Source organism: Burkholderia sp. AU38729 (genome assembly GCF_020419725.1).
GTDB lineage: Bacteria > Pseudomonadota > Gammaproteobacteria > Burkholderiales > Burkholderiaceae > Burkholderia.
This window is the reverse complement of record NZ_JAIZQO010000001.1, coordinates 1,129,319-1,149,885: the sequence shown is the minus strand read 5'-3', so window position 1 is coordinate 1,149,885 and position 20,567 is coordinate 1,129,319. Positions and strand designations below refer to the sequence as shown.

The following is a 20,567-nucleotide window of genomic DNA, read 5'->3' as shown; positions in this document are numbered from 1 at the left end:
GTTCAGGCGCCGACCTTCGACACTGCGTAATGCTCAAAACGAGGAAAAAGACGCAGCAAAAACAACCTTAAAACCGGACATTTTTAAATGGCTGGAAGGTGGACATCTGAATCCGGGTATGACATTGCTTGTAGCGGCCATATCCTAATGTCGTGTTCTGGCTATTTACAGATGTCGTGTTTTTGACTGCTGGCATGCTGGACGGCTCGTTGAGCAAGCGCGGAGCCGACCATGCAGCCAGCCGGATTGGTGACACTGACGATGCGCGAACTGGACCGATTCAAGGTCATTCAGGACGTGGCGGACAGTAAGCTCAAGCCATGGCGTGCTGCGGAACGGCTGGAGTTGACGACGCGGCAGGTTCGCTGACTGGTCATGCGGCTGCATCCTGCAATCGCGATCCGGCCGAGTTCGCCGGGCCGGTGTCCCCGCAATGACGTCACCGTTTCACGAGGCACCGGCGATGGTTGTATCCTGACCGGGAAGGATCTCGCGACGCGCATCGATTTGCGCACGCGTCCCGGCAGTCCCACCCGCGTGCCCGGCCCGCCAGCGCAACAAAGTTGATCGGACGCTCAGGCATGGAGCGCGCAATTGGAGTCGTCACCGTGAAAATGTCGGCCATTCCCTTTGGCACCACGAACTGGTCGCAGGTCGATCGCGTCGAATATCCGGGCGAACGCGGCGCGGCCTACTGGCGCACGCAAACCTTCGGGACGATTCGTGTCCGCATGGTCGAGTACACGCCGGGCTACCTTGCCGACCATTGGTGTTCGAAGGGGCACATCCTCTTGTGTCTCGAAGGAGAACTGCACACCGAGCTCAAGGATGGCCGATCGTTCACGCTGCTGCCCGGCATGAGCTATCAGGTTGCCGACGACACGGAACCCCACCGTTCGTCCACCGACGTCGGCGCCAAGCTGTTCATCGTCGATTGACGCGCACCGTCGGCTCCACGCGCAGATCAGACGCGCGTCATCGACGGGACCGCAGCGGTTTTGGCTGGCATCCGCACGAGCGAAACCGCCGGTTTCGGGGGCGCCGTCAAGATGCGCTTGACGGCCGGGCTGAAGAACAGCGCGAGCGTCTCGTCCTCGAACAGCCGGCCGAGCGGGGTCAACCGCAACCCTTCCCTGCCCTCGCAGTCGGCATACGGCTCGAGGGTGCCCAGCCCGGCCAGCCTGCTCGTCAGCGCCCGATAATGCGCCGAGAGCCGCGGCTTGCCGACGGCGATCGCGTGCAAGGCGGGATCCTCCACGCGGCCGCTACGCAACCCGGTGGCGTAGGACATCGCCAGCCACTCCTCGTCGTCGATCGCGCGGCCCGTGGCGATCGGGAGGTCGCCGCGCAGCACGCGGTCGGCGTACGCGCGAACCTGCGTGTCGTTGCGGAACGTATAGCCTCGACAGCAGTAACCCGCTGAACTTGCACCGACGTGCGAATACGACGCCACCCCGACGCCAAGCAGATCGCGCGACGCCGACGTGCGGACCTTCTTGAACGGATCGATATAGTGGTGCGCGCGCACGAAGCGGTTGCCGTCGCACTGGTGATAGCCGAGCGCCTCCATCCCGCGCCAGATCAGCATGCGCCCGAGCAGCGTCGCGAGTTCGTCCTCGAATTCGCCGTGCCGGTCGTCCGACTGATACCAGTCGCCCTGGGGCCGGTCGGCGAAACGGCCGTGATACCAGGTCAGATGCGCGGGCTGCAGTTCCGCGATCGTCTGGAGGTTCCGCCAGACTTCCGCCGGCGACCCCTTGTAAAGCCCCTGGATGAGATCGAGATTCCAGTTGTCGAAGATCGCGCCCGCGATTTGCGCGGCGCGAATCGGCACGTCGCGCTTGTAGCCGCGCCCCGCGTATTTCAGGACGGCGTCGTCGAAGGACTGCACCCCGAAGCTCAGGCGCGTGAAACCCTGCTCCTTCAGGAAATGCAGCTTGTCCTCGCCGCCGGGCGCCGTGATGGTGAGCGGGCTGCCCTCGATGCACACCTCCGCGCCGGGCAGGATGTCGAAGCATGCGCCGATCGTGCGAATCAGGTCGCCCAGCGACGCCTCGTCGAGCACCAGCGGCGTGCCGCCGCCGATATAGATCGACGACAGCGCGGTGCCCGATTGCGCGATCCTGGCGCCCCAGAGCGCCAGTTCGCACCGGAGCGCGTCGAGATAGCGCGCCACGTCGTCCTCGCTGGTCTGCGATGCCTTGCCTTTGCCCGCATAGTGCTGCACCGTGTAATGGCAAAAGGTGCAGCGCGTCTCGCAGAAAGGAATGTGCACGTAGAGACTGGTATCGCCGCCGAAGCCTATGGCGCGCAGGACCGAACGCGATTCGACCGGCGTCAATGAGTCGATCGGCGGATAGACCGCCACCGAATGGGAGCCGCCCAGCACGCTGCGTCGAATGCCCAGCCCCGCGGCGTGCAGCGCCGGCAGCGCGTCGGGGATGCCGAGCCGGTCCAGCGACGCGCGCGCGTCGTCGAAGGCGGCGGCCTGCGATCGTGCCTCGATCCCCGGGGCCGGTGCATCGGTCGTCATTGAACACGCTCCGCGATGAGGGTGAGGCACACGTCGGCGTGCGGGCCCGGATCCTTGTCCTCGGTGTAGGTCACGTCGAACGGATTGACGATGCGCGGCACGTAGTGCTTGCGCCATGCACTGGCTTTCTCGCCGGCCAACGTCGACACGGTTTGCCCCCACACGCGCTCGGTGACGATCGCGAGGTCCGGGCGATCGAAGGCCTCGCGCATCAACGCGTAGATGTTGTCGAACTGCACCCACGGCTGCCCGAGCCGATCGAGCGGGAGCCGCACCAGCCGATGCGTGACGGCGATTCGACCGCCGACGCGGACGACGCGGGCCATCTCGGCCACCATCGCCGGGCCGAGCCCCAGCTGCCAGATCGCGCCTGTCCACTCGTTGACGGCCGCATCGGCCGCCCCGGCGGGAAACGGGATGCGCTGCGCCAGGCCGACGCGAAACTGCACGTTCAGGTACCCCTGCTCGCAGGCAAAGCGGCGCGCGCGATCGGTCACGCAACGCAGCATCTCGATCGAAACGACGAGGCCGTCGGCGCCGACCAGCGGCGAGAGACGGCGCGCAACGCGGCCATTGCCGCCGCACACGTCGACGACCACGCTGCCCGGCACCAGGTGAAGCAGCTCGGGATGGTTGGGAAGCAGGTCTTCCCGAAGGCGAACGAGCTTTTCCTCCGCCTCGGGTGTCTGGCTGAACGTGTTGTCGCCTTCGAATGACTTCAGCAGCGGCAGACGCCAGCGCAAATAGGCGAGACGGAACCGTGCGGCGATGTCGGACAGCCCCTCGGGACCGGGCGACGACGCATTGCCGAGCAGGACCTCGTCACTCGGCAGGCTGACGATGGAGACATCGCCCAGGATCTCCTCCCACGCGCTCACGGCCTGGAAGACGCCGAGGAAATCGGCCTCGCTCGCCTCGCCTGCCGGCCAGAGCGCGTCGGCATCGAGCACGAGGCACCAGCCGGAGAACCCCGCCCTTTCGGCCCAGGCCAGCGCACGAGCGCGCGTTTCCGGGTCGACGAAGGAACGGTCCGGCGTTATCCGTGCATGCACGGGGATGCCCGCTCGCGTCAACACATCGACGCCCGCGATGGGCCGCTCCGGTGCCGGCCACGGCACATCGTCGACGATCACGCCGGCGCCGAGGCGGCGCAGCGACCGGACGACCTCGGCGTCGCAACCCGGATCGGTCGTCTGCACCACGGTGTCATGCAGACGCAACTGGCCTGCCTGACGCAGGCGCGCAAGCTCGGCGAAGGTCGGCGCGTGATCGCCGAGGTGCGCACAGCGCAAGTGCAGTTGCGGCGCGGTCGACTCAGTCTCGGCACGGGCACGAATGGCGTCGGCCGATGTGGCGTCGAGAGGCAGGTCGAGGGTGTGGCAAAGCCTCGCCCGGCGGCGCTCCGCGGCGGAGCGGCGCAACTGCGCCAACGCATCGGCCGACGGCGCATCCTGCGACGTCACGTGGAGGAAGCCATGCTGGCGCAACGCGGCGAGCATCGTGTCGATCAGATGCTGATCGTCGAAGCCCTTGCGCAGCGCGCCAACGCGGACAGGCTTGCCCGCGAGTTCGCCCACGAAGTCGGACAGTCCTTCGCCGGGCGGCACGGCCATGCCGACTGCGAAGTGGCCCTGGCACAGAAACCAGTGCCCGTCGATCTCCACGTCCAGTATCTCGACCGCCGGATCGAGCATGACGAACGCATCGCTGCTCAGGGACTCGTCCTGAAAGGCGCTCCGCTCGACGCGCCCGCCGGCTTTCTCGCCGACGACCACGCCGAGTTCCGTGAGCCGGTCGACCACCTTGAGCGCCTCGGCTTCGGACAGGCTGCCCAGTACCCGTGCCACGTCGGCGGCTGAATGCGGTGTGGCCAGCAGCTCGAAGATGCGGGCCGATCGCTCGGACAACTCCGCATAAGCCGGCGCGCTGTCCGCATCCGGGAAATAGACCAGCCAATGCCGCGGCGACGCGTTCAGGGCTTCGTCGGGATCGAAGCCATGCGGGTTTTCGATCCACCACGTGAGATCGTGCCGCGACCGGACAACGACGGCGGCTCGCAACGCGACGAAACGCACGGCCGAGCGATCCGAACCGGCAGTGTCGCGAATCCCGGCCGCGACGGCGGTTGGCCATGCATCGACCGTGCCTTGGCCGAGACGGAGGGCGAGCGCAACCCGCGCCTGATCGATCGCCAACACGTCCTGGTGCGTTGGCGCGTTGAATTCGGGACGCGTCGCGAGATAGGCGACGAAGGCGCCGGCGAGGCGCCAGAAATTCGGGCCGTCGTCGGCATAGCCGTTGACGCGGGCGAACTCCGCGCCCACTTCATCGACGTCGAGCCCGCTCATCAACAGAAGATGCTGACTCATCGGCACGCAACCGAGCGCGACGCGAGCGATCCGCACCAGGCTGCGGCGGTACATGCCGACATTGGTCTTCGTTGCGCGCGGTGTCGACGCGTAGTCGTCAACCACGGCCCGCTCGGCGGCGCCGAGGCGCGCGAGTGCCGCGTCATCGGCATGACCGGCCTGCGTGACGATCGCGACCAGACCGTCGTCGCTCAGGATTCGCCGCCACGTGTCCCATACCAGCCTGGCATCCATCCAGCCCCCCGTGTTCTAAGAGTGTGCTCGCTCGCGGCCACGGCGATCCCCTCGCAGGGCATCCCGATTGCCGGAAGGTCTGCTCGCAGCGACCTACTTGATGGCGAGGAATCCCTCGAAACACAGGTACTTCATGACGGTCGTGACGTCGACGAATCCCGCTCGCTTGAGCAGCCCCAGGTTGGCTTCCGTGGAAAACGGCTCCAGGACGCTCTTGAGGCTCGCTGTCTTGTTGAGGATCTCGTCGGCCGAGAAGCCCTCGCGCCGCTTGTAGTCGTTGTAAAGCGACACGGTCATGTCCTGGAACCGCGCATCCGGCGCGCGAACTTTCTCGAAGAGAATGAAGGCCCCGCCCCAGTGCAGGCGCTCGTAGATGTGGTCGAATACGCTCTGCCGGTCCTTCGGCGGGATGAACTGCATGCAATAGAACGAGACGATCAGGTCCGACTTCTCGAAGTCATACAACCGCGCGTCGCCGGTTTCAAGCTCGATGTTGGGCACCTCCACGCAGTGCTGCCGCGCCTTGTCGATCATCGACTCGACCGGATCGATGCCGACCCACCGGATGCCCGGCTTCGACGCATGATGTTCGGCCAGCTTCCGCAAAAGCTGGCCCGTGGATACGCCGATCTCGTAGCAGACGCTGTCGCCATGGCAGAAGAAATCGCTGAGCTGGCAAACCAGGTCGTGCCCGGCATCGTAGTACGGCACCGACCGGCGAACGTGGTCGACAAAGGTATCTGCGACGTTGCCGCCGAACGTCCAGTTCGCCGGCGCGACGTCGATCTCGTGGCCCACTTTCACGCTGCCTCCCGTTGTGTTGTTCTGCGGCTGGCGGGGCCGTAGGCACGGTCCCACGCCGCGCGTCCGCGCTCGAGATCGGCCAGGACGACGTCGATCGAGCGGGCAATGTCGAGGGTCTCTTCGCGGCTGTGCAGCGCCTCGGCTTCGTATTCGAGAATCACCGCGCCGGGGTGCGCGCGAGACAGCACGTCGTCGAGCAAGTCCCACACCGGCTCGACGACCTGAGTGTCGTGCAGATCGTGGTACTGGTCGTCGAACCAGCGGCCGCCGGCCATATGGATGCAGATGACGCGGTCCATCGGGATCGTGTCGAGGAAACGCGCGACCGAATAGCCGCTGGCGACATGGTTTTGCCCGTTGGCATACAGGTTGTGCAGGTCGAGGTGCAGATAGGTGCCCGACCGCTCGACGACGCGGGCGAGGAACTCCGCCTCCTGCATTTCGCTTCCCGGGCACGTCCGGTAGTAGGCCGCGTTCTCGTGCGCGAGCGGAACGCCGTACAGGTCCTGCAACGCGCGCGCGCGGTCGGCGACCCGGACGACCTCGGCATGCGAGAACTGCAGCGGACTGCTCCACACGTCGCACCACGATGCGTCGCTGTAAAAGCAATGGTTCGAGACCCACGGGACGTTGAATTTCCCGGCGAGGGGCACGTGGCGCCGCACCGCCGGCGTGCTCGCCAGATCATCGAACCCGAAGTCGCCGCCGTAGTTCGAGTGACCGACGAGCGGAAAGCGCGCGGCGACTGCGGACATCATGTCGACCGTCGCCGGCAGCATCAGCCCGGGCCCGTCGAGCGGCGTCATCACGCCGTCGAACAGGATTTCCAGCGCATCGAGCGACTGCTCGAGAAACGGAAACCAGCCAATCAGCGACGGATTGAACTGAAGTCCTACACCCAGCGTCGGGACGTTCATGGCGAACTCCTCCGGTGGTCCGCCATGAAGCCCGTATCCGTGCGAGGCATGTCAGTTTGCCGCGCACTTTGCCGCATTGGCCGCGCAGTGGGCCGCGTTCGCCGCGCACTTGGCGGCGGTGGCGGCGCATTTCGCGGAGGCTGCCCGCGCCACTGCGGCATGGTATGCCGCGGCGCATTTCGCCAGATTCGCCGCGCACTGGGCAGCAAGTTCGGCCGCCTCGGCCGATTGCACAATCAGCTTCTTCACGTCGTCGTTTGCCATTTCATACCCCTTCACCTGTAGTTGAACACTTTTGATTACACCCACTTCCGACCGACAGCTGAAATCCGTTATAGCAGTTATTTCGCGCAAATCCAGGAATCGATATTTTGAAAATTCATTTCAATGAGATATGGAGTCTTTACATAAATAAAGCGCAATACCGGGCGGAATCGCCCGTGTGGCGCGGCTCCTCGAGCCTTTCAATTCATTATCGCCGCGATTCAAAAAAATCAATTTCTGAAAATAAAACAAAGACGAAATTCATTGCATCAAATAACGGGGCACGCTTCGCACCGCCGCATTCGACAAAATTTTCTAAATGATTAAATCGATTGAGCGGACGGGGGTATTCAATCGATATTCCGCAAGTCTCGCGGACCAACTTCACGGAAGACCTGAAGGGCACAACGACTCCCGTGCTCGTGAGGCACGGCGACGACGACCAGATCGTGCCTTATACCGATTCCGGTCTCCGGTCGGCTGGCAGCCTGGCCTTCGGGGAGGGACAGCCAGGGCCGTCGTTTCGAGCGAGCGGTATGTCGACGCGAGCCGCCCACGAACACATCGAACCGCCAGCCACCCGTCATCATGTCGATTCAAACGATAAAAATATTCTGCAATCCTTTTAAATTGGCGCAATCCCCTGCCCCTTGCTCACCGTCACCTCGCTGTATCGAGCCACGCTCGAACGAACAGCGGCGCAGCGAGCCCGTTGACTCCCCGCTCGTCACGTTCAACCAGGGAACCGGTTCATGTCGCCTCGCGCCTTCAGCGCGACGCCCCTACGTTCCGCTTACGACTCCCGCAAGCTTTGAAATTTTTCTCGGCAACCCTGCCAAACCTCGATCTAAACATTTTAGATTCCATCAAAAAATATTTGACGCTCCGTTTTCTTCCTTGCTATCTTTTCCTGCAATAAATACCGGCGGGAGCTTGAACGGCGAAAAAATCAAAAACCCGACAAATAACTTCCATTTTAATTACGTTACTACGAGGTCGATATCCGGTTCGCAAACCGCGATTACCTCCAGCAGGGAAAGATTTTCGATTCACCCTCATCCAGCTTTGCTTCAGGCTGGACCGTTTCTTAGATGCGTCGCAAGGAAGTCACCGGCATCCAGGTCGTCTAACGGCATCTCGATATCGCCTTTTTTCGACTCCAATAAATTGCATTCCTAATCAACAGGGAACGAATCGAAGCTGTTCCATCCGCAAGCCGCGGACTGTACCCAAAGCATGTGTCGGACCACCGCACGCACGATCGCGGCACAGCCCGGCAAACAAGAGGGCCGAGCGCAGAATCCGCGCCCGCGATACGCGAGCCCGATACCGGACCGGCCTCAAATCCTGATGGTGGGTGGGGAGGAATACTTATGTCGCCTTGAATTCTGCTGATCGTTCTGGCTTGCGTCAGGTTGCATCGGCCGCCCTTCGCTACCCGCGATCCGGGCCGCGCGCTGTACCCGTTCTTCGTCGAAATCTCGGAGCTCACAATGCAGAGAACTCAATACCTCAATCGCAAACGCCTGCAACGCTTTGCGCTGACGGCAATTGCAGTTGGAGTAGCAGCCACGATGGTCCCGCTGTCCGCCCAGGCGGCAACCAACTGGGTCCAGACGCGCACCAGCGCGTTCCTCCTGCCGAATGCACCGGCCGCGGCCGCATCGCAGGCACTGGCCGCGTCCGCTGCGGCACCCGGTTATTCGCTGAACAGCGTCGGCACGCCGGCGCTCACCGATACGCACGTGACGCCGCTCGAATTGAGCCAGCCGCTGCACGTGACCGTGGTCCTGAAGAACCGCAACGCGGACCAGCTCGACACCTTCCTTCGCGACGTCAACCAGCCGGGTAGCGCGAGCTATCACAAGTACCTCACGCCGGCCCAATTCAAGGCACGCTTCTCGCCGACCGACGCGCAGGTCGCGGCGGTAGTCGCTCATCTGAAGGCGAACGGCTTCAGCAACATCACGGTCTCGGACAACAACACACTGATCGCCGCCGACGGTAATGCCGGTAACGTGCAGCGTGGCTTCCAGGCGAGCATCAAGCGCTTCAACTATCGAGGCAAGCCGGTCTACGCGAACGATTCGGCGGCGCTGATCCCGGCGTCGCTCGGCTCGGTCGTCGATTCGGTGCTCGGCCTGCAGAACGCTGCCGTGCCGCACCGCCTGCTCCACCGTTTCGCGCCGGCCGCCGTCGTCGAGCCGAATGCGATCTCGAAGAATGCGACCGCCGGCTCGCAAGTCGGCCATCAGCCGACCGATTTCGCAAAGATCTATGACGCGAGCGGCCTGCCCGCCGCGACCAACACCACGGTGGGCATCATCACCTGGGGCGACATGACCCAGACCATCGCCGACCTGAACACCTTCACGCAGAACGCCGGCCTGGCAACCGTCAACACGGCGGTGGTCGCGGGCGGCCCCGGCACGCTGGCCGACGACGGCGATCCGAGCGAGTGGGATCTCGACAGCCAGGACATCATCGGCACGTCGGGCGGCGTCAAACAGCTGATCTTCTACTCGGCCATCAACGGCGACAGCAACGACAGCGGCCTCACCGACGCCACGCTGACCGCCGCCTACAACAAGGCGGTAACCGACAACAAGGCGACCGTCATCAACGTGTCGCTCGGCCTCGACGAAACGGCCGCCAACTCGGACGGCTCGCTCGCGGCCGACGACGCGGTATTCAAGCAGGCGGTCGCGCAAGGGCAGGTGTTCTCCGTCTCGGCAGGCGACGCGGGCGTCTATCAGTGGTCGACGTCACCGCAGGGCGCACCCGGCTACATCGGCACGTACAACGGCACGTCGGTCAAGACGACGATCAACCTGTCCAAGTACAGCGTGTCGTCGCCCGCGAGCTCGCCGTACGTCGTCGCCGTCGGCGGCACCACGCTATCGACCACCGGCACCACGACGTGGGCCGGCGAAACCGTGTGGAACGAAGGCGTCGCCTATGCGGACCTCGACAGCAACGGCAACCCGGTCGACAACGCCGTGCGGATCTGGGCGACGGGCGGCGGCGTGAGCGCGTTCGAGACCGCACCAAGCTGGCAGACCGCAGCGCTTGGCAGCACGGTAACGAAGCGCGTACTGCCCGACGTGGCGTTCGACGCCGCGCAGTCGACGGGCGCATACATCGTCATCAACGGACAGACGAACCAGCTCGTCGGTGGCACGAGCCTCGCTTCGCCGATTTTCGTCGGCGGCTGGGCACGTGTCGAATCGACCAACAACAACAGCCTCGGCCTGCCGACTTCGGCGTTCTATCAGGGCCTCCCGACCCATACGTCGCTACTCCACGACGTGACGTCGGGCAACAACGGCTACAGTAGCCACGGCTACACCGCGAAGGCCGGCTGGGACGACGACACCGGCTTCGGCAGCCTGGATTTCGCGAAGGTCAGCGCGAGCTCCGTCAAGTAACGCGGCACGGCCCGAGGGGGCGCGGCAAGCTCGCCGCGCCTCTCGTTGCCCAGTCGGGCTCACGTGACGGCACGGCTTACCGGGGTTGGCCTCACGTTCATCCCGCGCCTCGATTGTTGCCACGAAACACGACCGCAGCCGCCTCGTTCGGCTGAATTCCCCGCGCCTGCGACGCGCAGGCAAACGCGGGGCCGACGACGGCTGCATCGCGCTATCCAACGCCGCGGCGCCACCGATCGGAACGGACATAAGCAAAGAATCCGCAACCACACAATGCGGATCCAAGTTAGCAGTATGGCCAAAGTGCTGTTGCTCGACGACGAGGTCGAGTTGCGCGAAGAAATCGCCGCGTTGCTGGAAAAACGCGGCTGGACCGTCGATCAGGCCGGTACGGTCGCGAATTTCCAGGAACGGGCGTCGGATCTCGCCTTCGCGATCATCGACGTGATGCTGCCGGACGGGAGCGGCTTCGATGCGGCCGTGTGGCTCGGGGCCCGGCATCGCGACTGCGGCATCGTGATGCTGACTGCGCGCGGAGAGACCCAGGACAAAATCGACGGCCTGATTGGCGGCGCCGATCACTATCTCGTCAAGCCGGTGAAACTGCTCGAACTCGACGCCATTCTCCAGGCACCCGGCCGTTGGGTGGCAAACGACTGGCGGCTCGACTGTCAGGCGCGCGTGCTGTCCGCGCCGGTTGGCGGCCGGCTCGAACTGTCGGCAAGCGAAATCGCCCTCCTCGCCCTCCTCGCCCTCCTCGCCCTGCTGGCGCGGCGCGTGGTACAGGCACCAGTGCGCCCCTTCGCGCCGCGCCGCCTTCTGCTCGACGTAGCGGCGCAGTTTCGCGCGATCGTCGGCGTTATCCTGGGCGACCGCGCCGGCGATGCAGTCGGTAACGCATTCGACCCGTTGCCGGCACGACAGTCCGCCGCATGTGACTGGCTGAGGTCGCAATGGAACGCCGGCGCCTACCTTGCGGCAAACTGCACCGGCAGTTTTGTCCTGGCCAACACCGGCCTTCCGGAAGGACGGCCCGCGACGACCACGTGGTGGCTGGCAGACCCGTTTCGCCGTCGGTTTCCCCGGGGCGACCTTCAACTGGAAGTCTGTAGAATCAGCGTGTTCGCCGTTCACGGCACGGTAAACGACATGATCCGCGGCCGCTGCCCCGGCGAAGACTGCGATCCTTCATCGACCCGGCCCGGGCGTCACACCCGCCGTTTCCGAGTCAGACGAGGCGGTCAATCCTGTTCAGGAAGGGGCCGGCGAGGCCCGACAGAATCGAGCGTCACCCGCACCACCCACCGGAGGGCACCATGGCGATTCACGAAGTCTTCCCCTATTTGCGCGCCAGGCGCGCGGACGACGCCATCGCGTTCTATGCGAAGGCATTCGGCGCGCAGGAGAAATTCCGTCTCGTCGAGCCGTCGGGACGCATCGGCCACGCGGAATTGCAGCTCGGGCCGTGCACGCTGATGATCTCGGACGAGTTCCCCGAATACGATATCTTCGCGCTCGACCCGGATGGCAAGGCGCCGATGTCGCTTCACCTGCATGTCGACGATGCCGACGCGACGATCGCCGCCGCGATCGCGGCCGGCGCGCAGCTGACACGCGCGATCCAGGACCAGTTCTACGGCGAGCGTTCGGGCAAGATTCGTGATCCGTTCGGCTACGATTGGCTGATCGGGCATACGTTCGAAGCGGTCGAACCCGATGAAATGCAGCGGCGTTACACCGCGCTGCTGTCCGGCGCCCCGCCGAAAACCTGAACGGCGCACCGCGCGCGCCGGTCGATCACCCCGACATTCGCGATGCACTATCACCCCGACGACATCCACCGGCTCTACCGAAGCGTGCCGACGCTGTTGCTGAATCGTCCCGCGCCGGCCGAACGGTTTCTCGCCGCTGCCGTCGAGACCGGCGCCGAACTCGGGCACGTGCTGCGCGACTACCCGCAGGTCCGCTGCCAGCCGCTCGACTTCCACTACCTGTGCCAGCAAAGCCTGTCCGTGCTGGACGACGCGCTGCTGGCCGACCTCACGCGCGACGAGGAACATGGATGGCGCGGCGCGCAATGGGCCGCGCTGTTGATCGCGTTGTCGGGCGACGCACGCCATCTGCCGCACCTTGATGCAGTCAGGCGCCATCGCGGCGTCGAGTGGACGGCCGGGCTTGCCGACGCCGCCGTCCACCCGCAGGCCGCGTCCCACGGTTTTCGCTGCTGCCGGCTGATCGTCGACCTCCGGACGCAGCTCGCATCACTGCCGCGCGTCGCCGTGCGCCTGCGAAAGTCACCCCCGCCGGAGGTCATCGCGGCCACGACGGCAGCCGTTCGGGCTGCATATCGCCGCGGCGATGTCGCGACGGCGTTGGCGATCGCCCGAGCGTAGACACGTAGCGACCGTCCGCCCGTTTTCATCACCTACCGCTTACTCGACGTTGTCCGACACATCCGTCATGCGGATCATGTGCGGCCTCACGCCGTCGTCGATGGCCACCGCCTCCTTCGGATGGATCAGCGCCTCGAGCCGCGCCTTCGTCGCGATGAATTCGGGCGTATTGACCTGCGCACCGTCGCGCGGCCTTGGCACGGGCACCTCGATCAGCTCCTGCACCGCCCCCGGGTTCGCCTTCAGCACGAGAATCCGGTCCGCCAGGAAGATCGCCTCGTCGAGGTCGTGCGTGATGAACAGGATCGTCACGTCGATGTTGCGCCAGATGTCGAGCAGGTGCGTCTGCATTCGCGCCCGCGTCTGCGCGTCGAGCGCGCCGAACGGCTCGTCCATCAGCAGGATGCGCGGACGGTTCGCGAGCGCGCGGGCAATCGCCACGCGCTGCTTCATCCCGCCCGACAACTGGTGCGGATAGACATCCGCGAAACGCGTCAGCCCGACCAGATCGAGCCACTGCAGCGCTTCGCGCTCGGCCTGGCCGCTGCTGCTTCCATTCATCCGGAGTCCGAACATCACGTTCTTCTTCACGGTGAGCCACGGAAACAGCGTATAGCCCTGGAACACCATCCCGCGATCGGCGCCCGGCCCCTGCACGGGCTTGCCGTCGAGCAGCACCTCGCCGCTCGTCTGTGCGTCGAGCCCCGCCAGGATGCGGATCAGCGTCGACTTGCCGCAGCCGGACGGGCCGATCACGCACACGAATTCGCGCCGGTAGGTACGGAAACTGATGTCGTCGAGTGCGGTGCACTCGCCCTGCGGTGTCGCGAAACGCTTGCCGACATGACGCACGTCGAGTATCACGTCGCGGGTTTTCAGGCGCGCGAAGCGCTCGCGCACCGCGTCGGACTGCATCAGGTAATCGGGAACGGCTTGCGGGTTCTGCATGATGGTCTCCGCGGAAATCGGTCGATGGGTGGGCGTCAACGGGCGTCACGCGTTCAGCGTGCGATCCCACGGAAACAGCCGGCGGCCGAGCAGCCCGAGCACGATGTCGGTGCCTAGGCCGATGATCCCGATCATCAGGATCGCCGCATACACGTTGTCGAAATGCTGGTAGCGCGCCTGCTGGCTGATGTACCAGGTGATGCCCGAGCTCGTGCCGACGAGTTCGGCGACGATCAGGTAGGTCCACGCCCAGCCGAGCAGGATGCGCTGGTCGCGATACAGGTCCGGCAGCACGCCGGGGATCACGACGTGCGTGAGCAGCTTCAGCTTCTTCGTGCCGAGTGTCATCGCTGCCTCGAACAGCCCGTATTCGAGCTTGCGCGTCGTGTTCGCGATGATCAGCACCTGCTGGAACAGCGTCCCGATCACGATGATCGCAACCTTCGGCGCATCGTAGATGCCGAGGATCGCGACCATCAGCGCGCCGAACGCGGGTGCCGGCAAGTAGCGGAAGAACTCCAGGAACGGCTCCTGCAGCCGCGCGAGCACGCTGAAGGTGCCGCAGACGATGCCGAGCGGCACGCCGATCGCGGATGAAATCACGAAGCCCCAGAAGATGATCCGGATGCTGTGCCACAGGCTCTCGTGCAGCCAGACGCCGTCGCGAGATGCCGGCGGAGTCGTGAACGCCGTGTAGAACGCGCGCAGCACCTGGTGCGGCGCGGGCAGGTACACCGGGTTCGCGCGCACGCCTTCGGGCACGGCCGCGTGGGTCGCTCGCGCATGGGCGAGCTCGTCGTCGAACACGTCGCGATCGATCTGCATGCCGGTCTGGAAGTAGTCGACGCTGCCCGGATTCGTGACGCGCATTTGCGGATGCCAGATGAACGGCACATAGCTGATCAGGCACCAGACGGCGAACGGCAGCAGGAAGGACGCCACGCCGAGCGTCCATTTTCCGCGGGTCGTCAGCTCGCGGCGCACGGCGAGCCATCCGTTCGTGTTGCGGGTCGTTGGCATGAAAATCTCCGTATCGTTTCAGATGCCGGTCGCGCGCATGCCGGGGCACCGCGCGACCGGGCGTTCATTGCAATGCGCCTGCGCCGGTCGCGGCGCTCGCACGGTAGGCACGCCAGCCGCCGAAGTGCGTGATGTCCTGCGCACCGGCCAGCGCCGCGCTTTCGCACAGGAAACCCTGCACCCGAGAGCCGTCCGCGAGCGTCAGCGTGCCGATGCCAAGCGGGCCGGCAATGCCGGCGACGAAGCTGCCGTACGCGTCGACCGGCATCTCCCAGAGCTCGACCGCGATCGACGCGCCGCCGTCCGGCACACGCACGAGACCCGGCTTGGCGACGCCGCCGGATGCCGCCGCGGACAGCGCGTAGAGACGATAGGCGGGCGCTGTCGTCGTCGCGGCGACGAAACGTCCGCCACGCTGGGTGAGCTGCCAGTTGAGCGCCTCACCGCTCAGATGCGCGCCGACGACAGCCACGCGCACGACGCCGGATGACGCGCCGGGCATCGGTACCGGCGTTGCGAACGCGTCACCGGCGACGTCCGTCAGCAGACCGCCACCCTCACCGCTGCCACGTTCCGCCGCGTCACCCCACGCCTGTGCAAGATCGAGCAGTTGCGCGTCGTCGTGCGCGCGCCCGACGAACGTGATGCCGAACGGCAGCCCGGCATGCGGCCCGGTTTCGCAAAGGCCGGCGGGCACCGCGATCGCTGCCAGGTCGAGCAGGTTGACGAAGTTCGTGTAATAACCAAAACGCGAATTGACGCCGATCGGGTCGGCTTCGAGTGCGTCGATGGTCGCTGTCGTCGCCGAAGTGGGCATGACGATCGCGTCCAGTCCGTCCCAGGCGCGACCGGCGTCGACGCGCAATGTCGCGAGCGTGTCGAACGCGGCGAACGCATCGGCCGCGCTGAAGCGCGCCGCGCCGCCGACGATTTCGCGGATCACCGGATGCAGCGCGTCCGGTTCCCGCGCGGCGAAGGCGCCGATCGCGGCGAGCCGTTCGGCGACCCACGGGCCTTCGTAAAGCAGCCGCGCGGCGGCCAGGAACGCGCTGAAATCGATCTCGACGATCCGCGCCCCGGTCGCGCGCAGGCGATCGAGCGCGGCACGCCACGCCGCGCCATACGATTGGTCACCGAAGAATTGCAGCTGATCGGCGCGCGGCGTGCCGAAGCGCAACTGCCCGAGCGGTCGCGCCGGTTGCGCGCGTAGCCCGTCCGCGCCCAGCAGCGGCTGCCATGCGCGTCCGTACGGATCGCCGTCGGTCACACCGTGCGCGGCGGCGAACACCGTGCGCGCGTCGGCCGCCGACTGCGCGAACACCGACACGCAATCGAGCGACCGGCAGGCCGGCACGACGCCGAGCGTGCTCAACACGCCCTTGGTCGGCTTGAGCCCGACGAGCCCGTGGAACGCGGCCGGCACGCGCCCGGAGCCGGCCGTGTCGGTACCCAGCGAGAACGACGCGACGCCGAGCGCCACGGCCACCGCCGACCCGGCGCTCGAGCCGCCCGATGCATAGCGCGGATCGAGCGCATTGCGGCACGCGCCATAAGGCGAGCGCTGGCCCGACAACCCGGTCGCGAACTGGTCCAGGTTGGTCTTGCCGATCGGGATCGCGCCGGCCGCGATCAGCCGCTCGACGACGGGCGCGCTGCGCGCCGGCGTGTACGCGTAGGCCGGGCAGGCTGCCGTCGTCGGGATGCCGGCGAGGTCGATGTTGTCCTTGATCGCGAACGGCACGCCGTACAGCGGCAATGACGCGAGGTCGCGCCCGGCCAGCGCGTCGGCATACGCGGTCATCTCGCCATGCGTCAGCGGCCGGATCCACGCATGATGCGGATCGCCAGCGGCGAAATGCGCGGCGATCGCGTCGACGAGCGCGTGCGGCGTCAGGTCGCCCGCCGCATAGCGCGCACGCAGCGCGGCGATCGAGCGGACGCCGGGCACAATCGAACGTTCCGTCGTGCTCATGCGACCTCCTCGGCGGCGCCCGCCTTCATCACCATCAGCCGCTGGCCGGCCACCACCGCCGCGCCCGGCGCGCAATCGATCGTCTCGATCGTGCCGTCTTCCGTTGCCGTCACCGCGACCTCCATCTTCATCGACTCGACGATCGCGACGACCTGCCCTTCGGTCACGCGTTCACCCGCTTCGACCAGCACCTTCCACACGCTGCCCGATACGTCCGCGGCAATCGCGCGCTGCGTGTCGGCGAGTGCGCCGGCTTCCCGCGCGGCATCCGCGTCACCCTGCGCCGCGTCGCCGACGTATTCGGCATGGCCGGCCACCCGCCACCGTTCGCGCTCCGCTTCGAACGCCGTTTGCTGCGCTGCCTTGAACGCGGCGATCGAATCGGCCTCGTCGCGCAGGAAACGGTTGTATGCGCCGAGATCGAACACCGATTCCTCGATCTTCAGCCCGGCGCGCCCCGCGACGAAATCCGCGCGCAGTTCCGCCAGCTCGGCCTCGCTGACTTCGTAGAAGCGAATCTCGTCGAAGAAGCGCAGCAGCCACGGCTTGCCGGCTTCGAATTCGCGAGTGGTGCGGTGGCGATTCCACATCTGGACGGTGCGGCCGACGAACTGGTACCCGCCCGGCCCCTCCATCCCGTACACGCACAGGTACGCGCCGCCGATGCCGACCGCGTTCTCCGGCGTCCAGGTGCGCGCCGGGTTGTACTTCGTGGTGACGAGCCGGTGGCGCGGATCGATCGGCGTCGCGACTGGCGCACCGAGGTACACGTCGCCGAGCCCCATCACCAGATAACGCGCGTCGAACACGATGCGCTTCACGTCGTCGATGCCGGCCAGGCCGTTGATCCGCCTGATGAACTCGATATTGCTCGGGCACCACGGCGCATCGGGCCGTACCGACTGCATGTAGCGTTCGATCGCGACCCGCGTCGACGGGTCGTCCCACGACAGCGGCAGATGCACGATGCGGTTCGGCACGCGCATGTCGGCGACTTCCGGCAGTTCGCGCTCGGCCGTCTGCAGATGCGCAAGCAGCGTGTCGAGCGGCAAGGTCCGCGCGTCGAACTGCACCTGCAGCGACCGGATGCCCGGCGTCAGGTCGAGCATGCCGGGCAGACGGTGCGCGTCGAGCCAGCACATCAGCGCATGCACGCGAAAACGCAGGTTCAGGTCGAGCACGAGCGGCCCGTATTCCACCAGCACGTTGCGGTCGCCCGAGCGCCGGTAGACGACGCCGAGGCCGCCGCCGGCCGACGGGTCGCGATGCAGCACGCAGTCGTCCGGCGTGCCGGTGGGTGCCGGACGCGCAACCGCCATGTCGGCGGAGCGCTTGGTCGACACTCGGGCGCGCACGAATTGCACGGTATCGCCCGGCCGCAGTTGCCCGAGCTTCCACAATTCGTCATGCACGACCGTCACCGGACACACGAAGCCGCCGAGGCTCGGGCCGTCCGGGCCCAGGATCACCGGCATGTCGCCGGTGAAATCGACCGCGCCGATCGCATACGCGTTGTCGTGGATGTTCGACGGATGCAGGCCGGCCTCGCCGCCGTCCGCGCGTGCCCACTGCGGCTTCGGGCCGATCAGCCGGATGCCGGTGCGGCTCGAGTTGTAATGAACCGTCCACTGCGTGCCGTACAGCATCGCGATGTCGTCCGGCGTGAAGAAATCCGGCGCACCGTGCGGACCGTCGAGCACGCCGAGCGTCCACGCGTGCGTCAGCGCGGGGATGTCCGCCGCGGCCAGCGTGGCGCCCGCGTCGCCGCGCCCGGCTGCCGCATCCAGATGCAGCACGTCGCCCTTGCGCAGCGCACGCCCCGCATGGCCGCCGAACTGGCCGAGCGTGAAAGTCGCCTTGCTGCCGAGATAGTCGGGCACCTGCAGCCCGCCTTTCACGGCCAGGCATGCGCGCACGCCGGCGCCCGTCACGCCGCCCAGCTTCAGCACCGCGCCGGGCCGCGCACGCAGCACCTGCCAGAACAGAGCGGGCTCGCCATCGAGCGATGCCGCGAGCGGCGCACCGCCGAGCACGAAGAGCGTCTCGGCGTTGAAGCGCAGCGTCGCGCCGACCATCGTGAATTCCAGCCCGGCCGCGTCGAGCGCGTTGTCGAGCAACGCGTTCGCGAGCGCGAACGCGCGATCGTCCATCGGCCCGGACGGCGGCACGCCGACGTTCCAGTAGCCGACGCGCCCGGGCGCCTGCTGCACGGTGGTCTGCACGCCGCCGTCGAGCACGTCGATCGTGTGCGGCGCGAACGCGAAGCGCGACAGGAAGGCGGTCGTCGATGCGCCGCGCGCGAAGGTATCCGAACCGGCAATCGCGCGCAGATAGTCGAGGTTGGTTTCGATGCCGTACAGTTCCGTGCGCGCCAGTGCGCGCTGCAGCGCAGCCAGCGCGTCGCGGCGCGTCTCGCCATGCACGATCAGCTTCGCGAGCAGCGGATCGTAGTACGCGCTGATCTCGGTGCCCGCCTCGATCCAGCCGTCGACGCGCACGTCGTCCGGAAACGCGACGTGCGTCAGCAGCCCCGCGCTCGGCAGGAACTGCTTGTGCGGATCCTCCGCATAGAGCCGCACCTGGATGCTCGCGCCGCGCGGTGCAACGGCGAGCGTGTCGAGCGGCGGCAGGTCGCCCTCCGCCTGCAGGATCATCCATTCCACGAGATCGATGCCCGTCACTGCCTCGGTCACGCAATGCTCGACCTGCAGCCGCGTGTTCACCTCGAGGAAATAGAACTGGCGCGCAGTCGCGTCGAACACGAATTCGACCGTGCCGGCCGACGCATAGCCGACCGCACGGGCCAGCCGCACCGCGCTCGCGTGCAACGCGGCGCGCTCTTCAGCGGTCAGGCCCGGTGCAGGCGTTTCCTCGATCACTTTCTGGTTGCGGCGCTGCACCGAGCAATCGCGCTCGCCGAGCGCGATCGCATCGCCACGGCCGTCGCCGAAGATCTGCACTTCGATGTGCCGCGCGTGCTCGACGAATTTCTCGAGATACACGCCCGCATGCGCGAAGTTCGCGGCGCCGAGCCGCACGACGGAATCGAACGCCGCTTCGAGCTGTGCGGCATCGCGGCACAGGGACATGCCGATCCCGCCGCCGCCCGCGGTGCTTTTCAGCATCACCGGATAGCCGATCGCGTCCGCTGCCGCGAGCGCCGTCCGCGCATCGTCGAGCAGGCCCGTGCCCGGCAGCAGCGCGACGCCCTGTGCGGCGGCGAGTTCGCGCGCGGTGTGCTTGAGCCCGAACGCGCGCATCTGGTCGCCGCGCGGCCCGATGAAGCGCAGGCCCGCGGCTTCGCATGCGTCGGCGAAACCGGCGTGCTCGGACAGGAAGCCGTAGCCGGGATGCACGGCTTGCGCGCCCGTCTCGCGCGCGGCGGCGAGAATCGCCGCGACGTTCAGGTAGCTGTCCGCCGCAGGCGCGGGGCCGACCCGCACGGCTTCGTCGGCGAGCGCCACATGGCGCGCATCGCGATCGGCGTCGGAGTAGATCGCGACCGACGCGATTCCGAGCCGCTTCAGCGTACGGATCACGCGGCACGCGATTTCGCCGCGGTTCGCGACGAGGATTTTCTTGAATCTCATGTTGCCTCCCGCCGGGCCGCCCCAAGGGGCGTAGCGGGGAATTCGCGGAGCATCGCTCCGCGCCCGCGCAGCCGGCCGGCTTTGCAAAGCCGGCC

General features: G+C 66.4%; 15 protein-coding genes and 1 pseudogene. 7 read left to right on the top strand and 9 right to left on the bottom strand.

Going from position 1 to position 20,567, the window contains the following annotated elements:
• The first annotated feature begins 231 nt into the window (after nt 1–231).
• Together LGM56_RS05080 and LGM56_RS05075 are read left to right on the top strand one after the other, a co-directional pair.
• Nucleotides 232–369, top strand: coding sequence for a hypothetical protein (locus tag LGM56_RS05080; RefSeq protein WP_226203261.1), 138 nt, complete (start codon nt 232–234; stop codon nt 367–369).
• 239 nt (nt 370–608) lie between these two features.
• Entirely contained in the window at nt 609–938 is a 330-nt protein-coding gene (locus tag LGM56_RS05075) for a DHCW motif cupin fold protein (protein ID WP_089496926.1), read from the top strand.
• Nucleotides 939–964: 26 nt separating this feature from the next.
• On the opposite strand, the gene LGM56_RS05070 is transcribed toward LGM56_RS05075, so the two are convergent.
• The 5 genes from LGM56_RS05070 to LGM56_RS05050 form a co-directional block, all read right to left on the bottom strand.
• Nucleotides 965–2,533, bottom strand: a complete 1,569-nt coding sequence (locus LGM56_RS05070; protein ID WP_226203205.1) for a coproporphyrinogen-III oxidase family protein — start codon at nt 2,531–2,533, stop codon at nt 965–967.
• The gene (locus tag LGM56_RS05065) at nt 2,530–5,136 is read right to left on the bottom strand and encodes a methyltransferase domain-containing protein (protein ID WP_226203203.1); all 2,607 of its coding nucleotides are present in this window, start codon (nt 5,134–5,136) and stop codon (nt 2,530–2,532) included. The genes LGM56_RS05070 and LGM56_RS05065 overlap by 4 nt, the downstream gene beginning before the upstream one ends.
• Before the next feature lie 93 nt (nt 5,137–5,229).
• Nucleotides 5,230–5,940 carry a methyltransferase domain-containing protein gene (locus LGM56_RS05060; protein ID WP_089496923.1) on the bottom strand — a complete coding sequence of 237 codons (711 nt, stop codon included), beginning with the start codon at nt 5,938–5,940 and terminating at the stop codon, nt 5,230–5,232.
• Complete coding sequence (locus tag LGM56_RS05055; RefSeq protein ID WP_226203201.1) at nt 5,937–6,857, bottom strand: DUF692 domain-containing protein; 921 nt, start codon at nt 6,855–6,857, stop codon at nt 5,937–5,939. Before LGM56_RS05055 ends, LGM56_RS05060 begins: the two co-directional genes overlap by 4 nt.
• A 51-nt stretch (nt 6,858–6,908) precedes the next feature.
• Entirely contained in the window at nt 6,909–7,121 is a 213-nt protein-coding gene (locus tag LGM56_RS05050) for a hypothetical protein (RefSeq protein ID WP_089496921.1), read from the bottom strand.
• Nucleotides 7,122–7,492: 371 nt separating this feature from the next.
• Between LGM56_RS05050 and LGM56_RS05045 the strand changes: the two are divergent.
• From LGM56_RS05045 to LGM56_RS05025, 5 genes and pseudogenes are all read left to right on the top strand, one after another.
• A pseudogene (locus LGM56_RS05045) lies at nt 7,493–7,603 on the top strand (alpha/beta hydrolase); the annotation flags it as partial.
• 1,011 nt (nt 7,604–8,614) lie between these two features.
• On the top strand, nt 8,615–10,549 hold the full coding sequence (locus LGM56_RS05040) for a protease pro-enzyme activation domain-containing protein (RefSeq protein WP_226203200.1): 1,935 nt from the start codon (nt 8,615–8,617) through the stop codon (nt 10,547–10,549).
• A gap of 294 nt (nt 10,550–10,843) precedes the next feature.
• Nucleotides 10,844–12,025, top strand: coding sequence for a response regulator (locus tag LGM56_RS36920; protein ID WP_226203198.1), 1,182 nt, complete (start codon nt 10,844–10,846; stop codon nt 12,023–12,025).
• Nucleotides 11,920–12,321, top strand: coding sequence for a VOC family protein (locus LGM56_RS05030; protein WP_226203257.1), 402 nt, complete (start codon nt 11,920–11,922; stop codon nt 12,319–12,321). Before LGM56_RS36920 ends, LGM56_RS05030 begins: the two co-directional genes overlap by 106 nt.
• 42 nt (nt 12,322–12,363) lie before the next feature.
• Nucleotides 12,364–12,942, top strand: a complete 579-nt coding sequence (locus tag LGM56_RS05025; protein ID WP_226203196.1) for a hypothetical protein — start codon at nt 12,364–12,366, stop codon at nt 12,940–12,942.
• Between the two features lie 39 nt (nt 12,943–12,981).
• On the opposite strand, the gene LGM56_RS05020 is transcribed toward LGM56_RS05025, so the two are convergent.
• The 4 genes from LGM56_RS05020 to uca form a co-directional block, all read right to left on the bottom strand.
• Complete coding sequence (locus tag LGM56_RS05020) at nt 12,982–13,890, bottom strand: ABC transporter ATP-binding protein (RefSeq protein WP_089496918.1); 909 nt, start codon at nt 13,888–13,890, stop codon at nt 12,982–12,984.
• A gap of 45 nt (nt 13,891–13,935) precedes the next feature.
• The gene (locus LGM56_RS05015) at nt 13,936–14,910 is read right to left on the bottom strand and encodes an ABC transporter permease (RefSeq protein WP_226203194.1); all 975 of its coding nucleotides are present in this window, start codon (nt 14,908–14,910) and stop codon (nt 13,936–13,938) included.
• A 64-nt stretch (nt 14,911–14,974) separates the two neighbouring features.
• A complete protein-coding gene (gene atzF / locus LGM56_RS05010) occupies nt 14,975–16,882 on the bottom strand; it encodes an allophanate hydrolase (RefSeq protein WP_226203192.1) in 1,908 nt (635 codons plus the stop codon).
• Complete coding sequence (gene uca / locus LGM56_RS05005) at nt 16,879–20,472, bottom strand: urea carboxylase (RefSeq protein WP_226203190.1); 3,594 nt, start codon at nt 20,470–20,472, stop codon at nt 16,879–16,881. Before uca ends, atzF begins: the two co-directional genes overlap by 4 nt.
• Between the last annotated feature and the right edge of the window lie 95 nt (nt 20,473–20,567).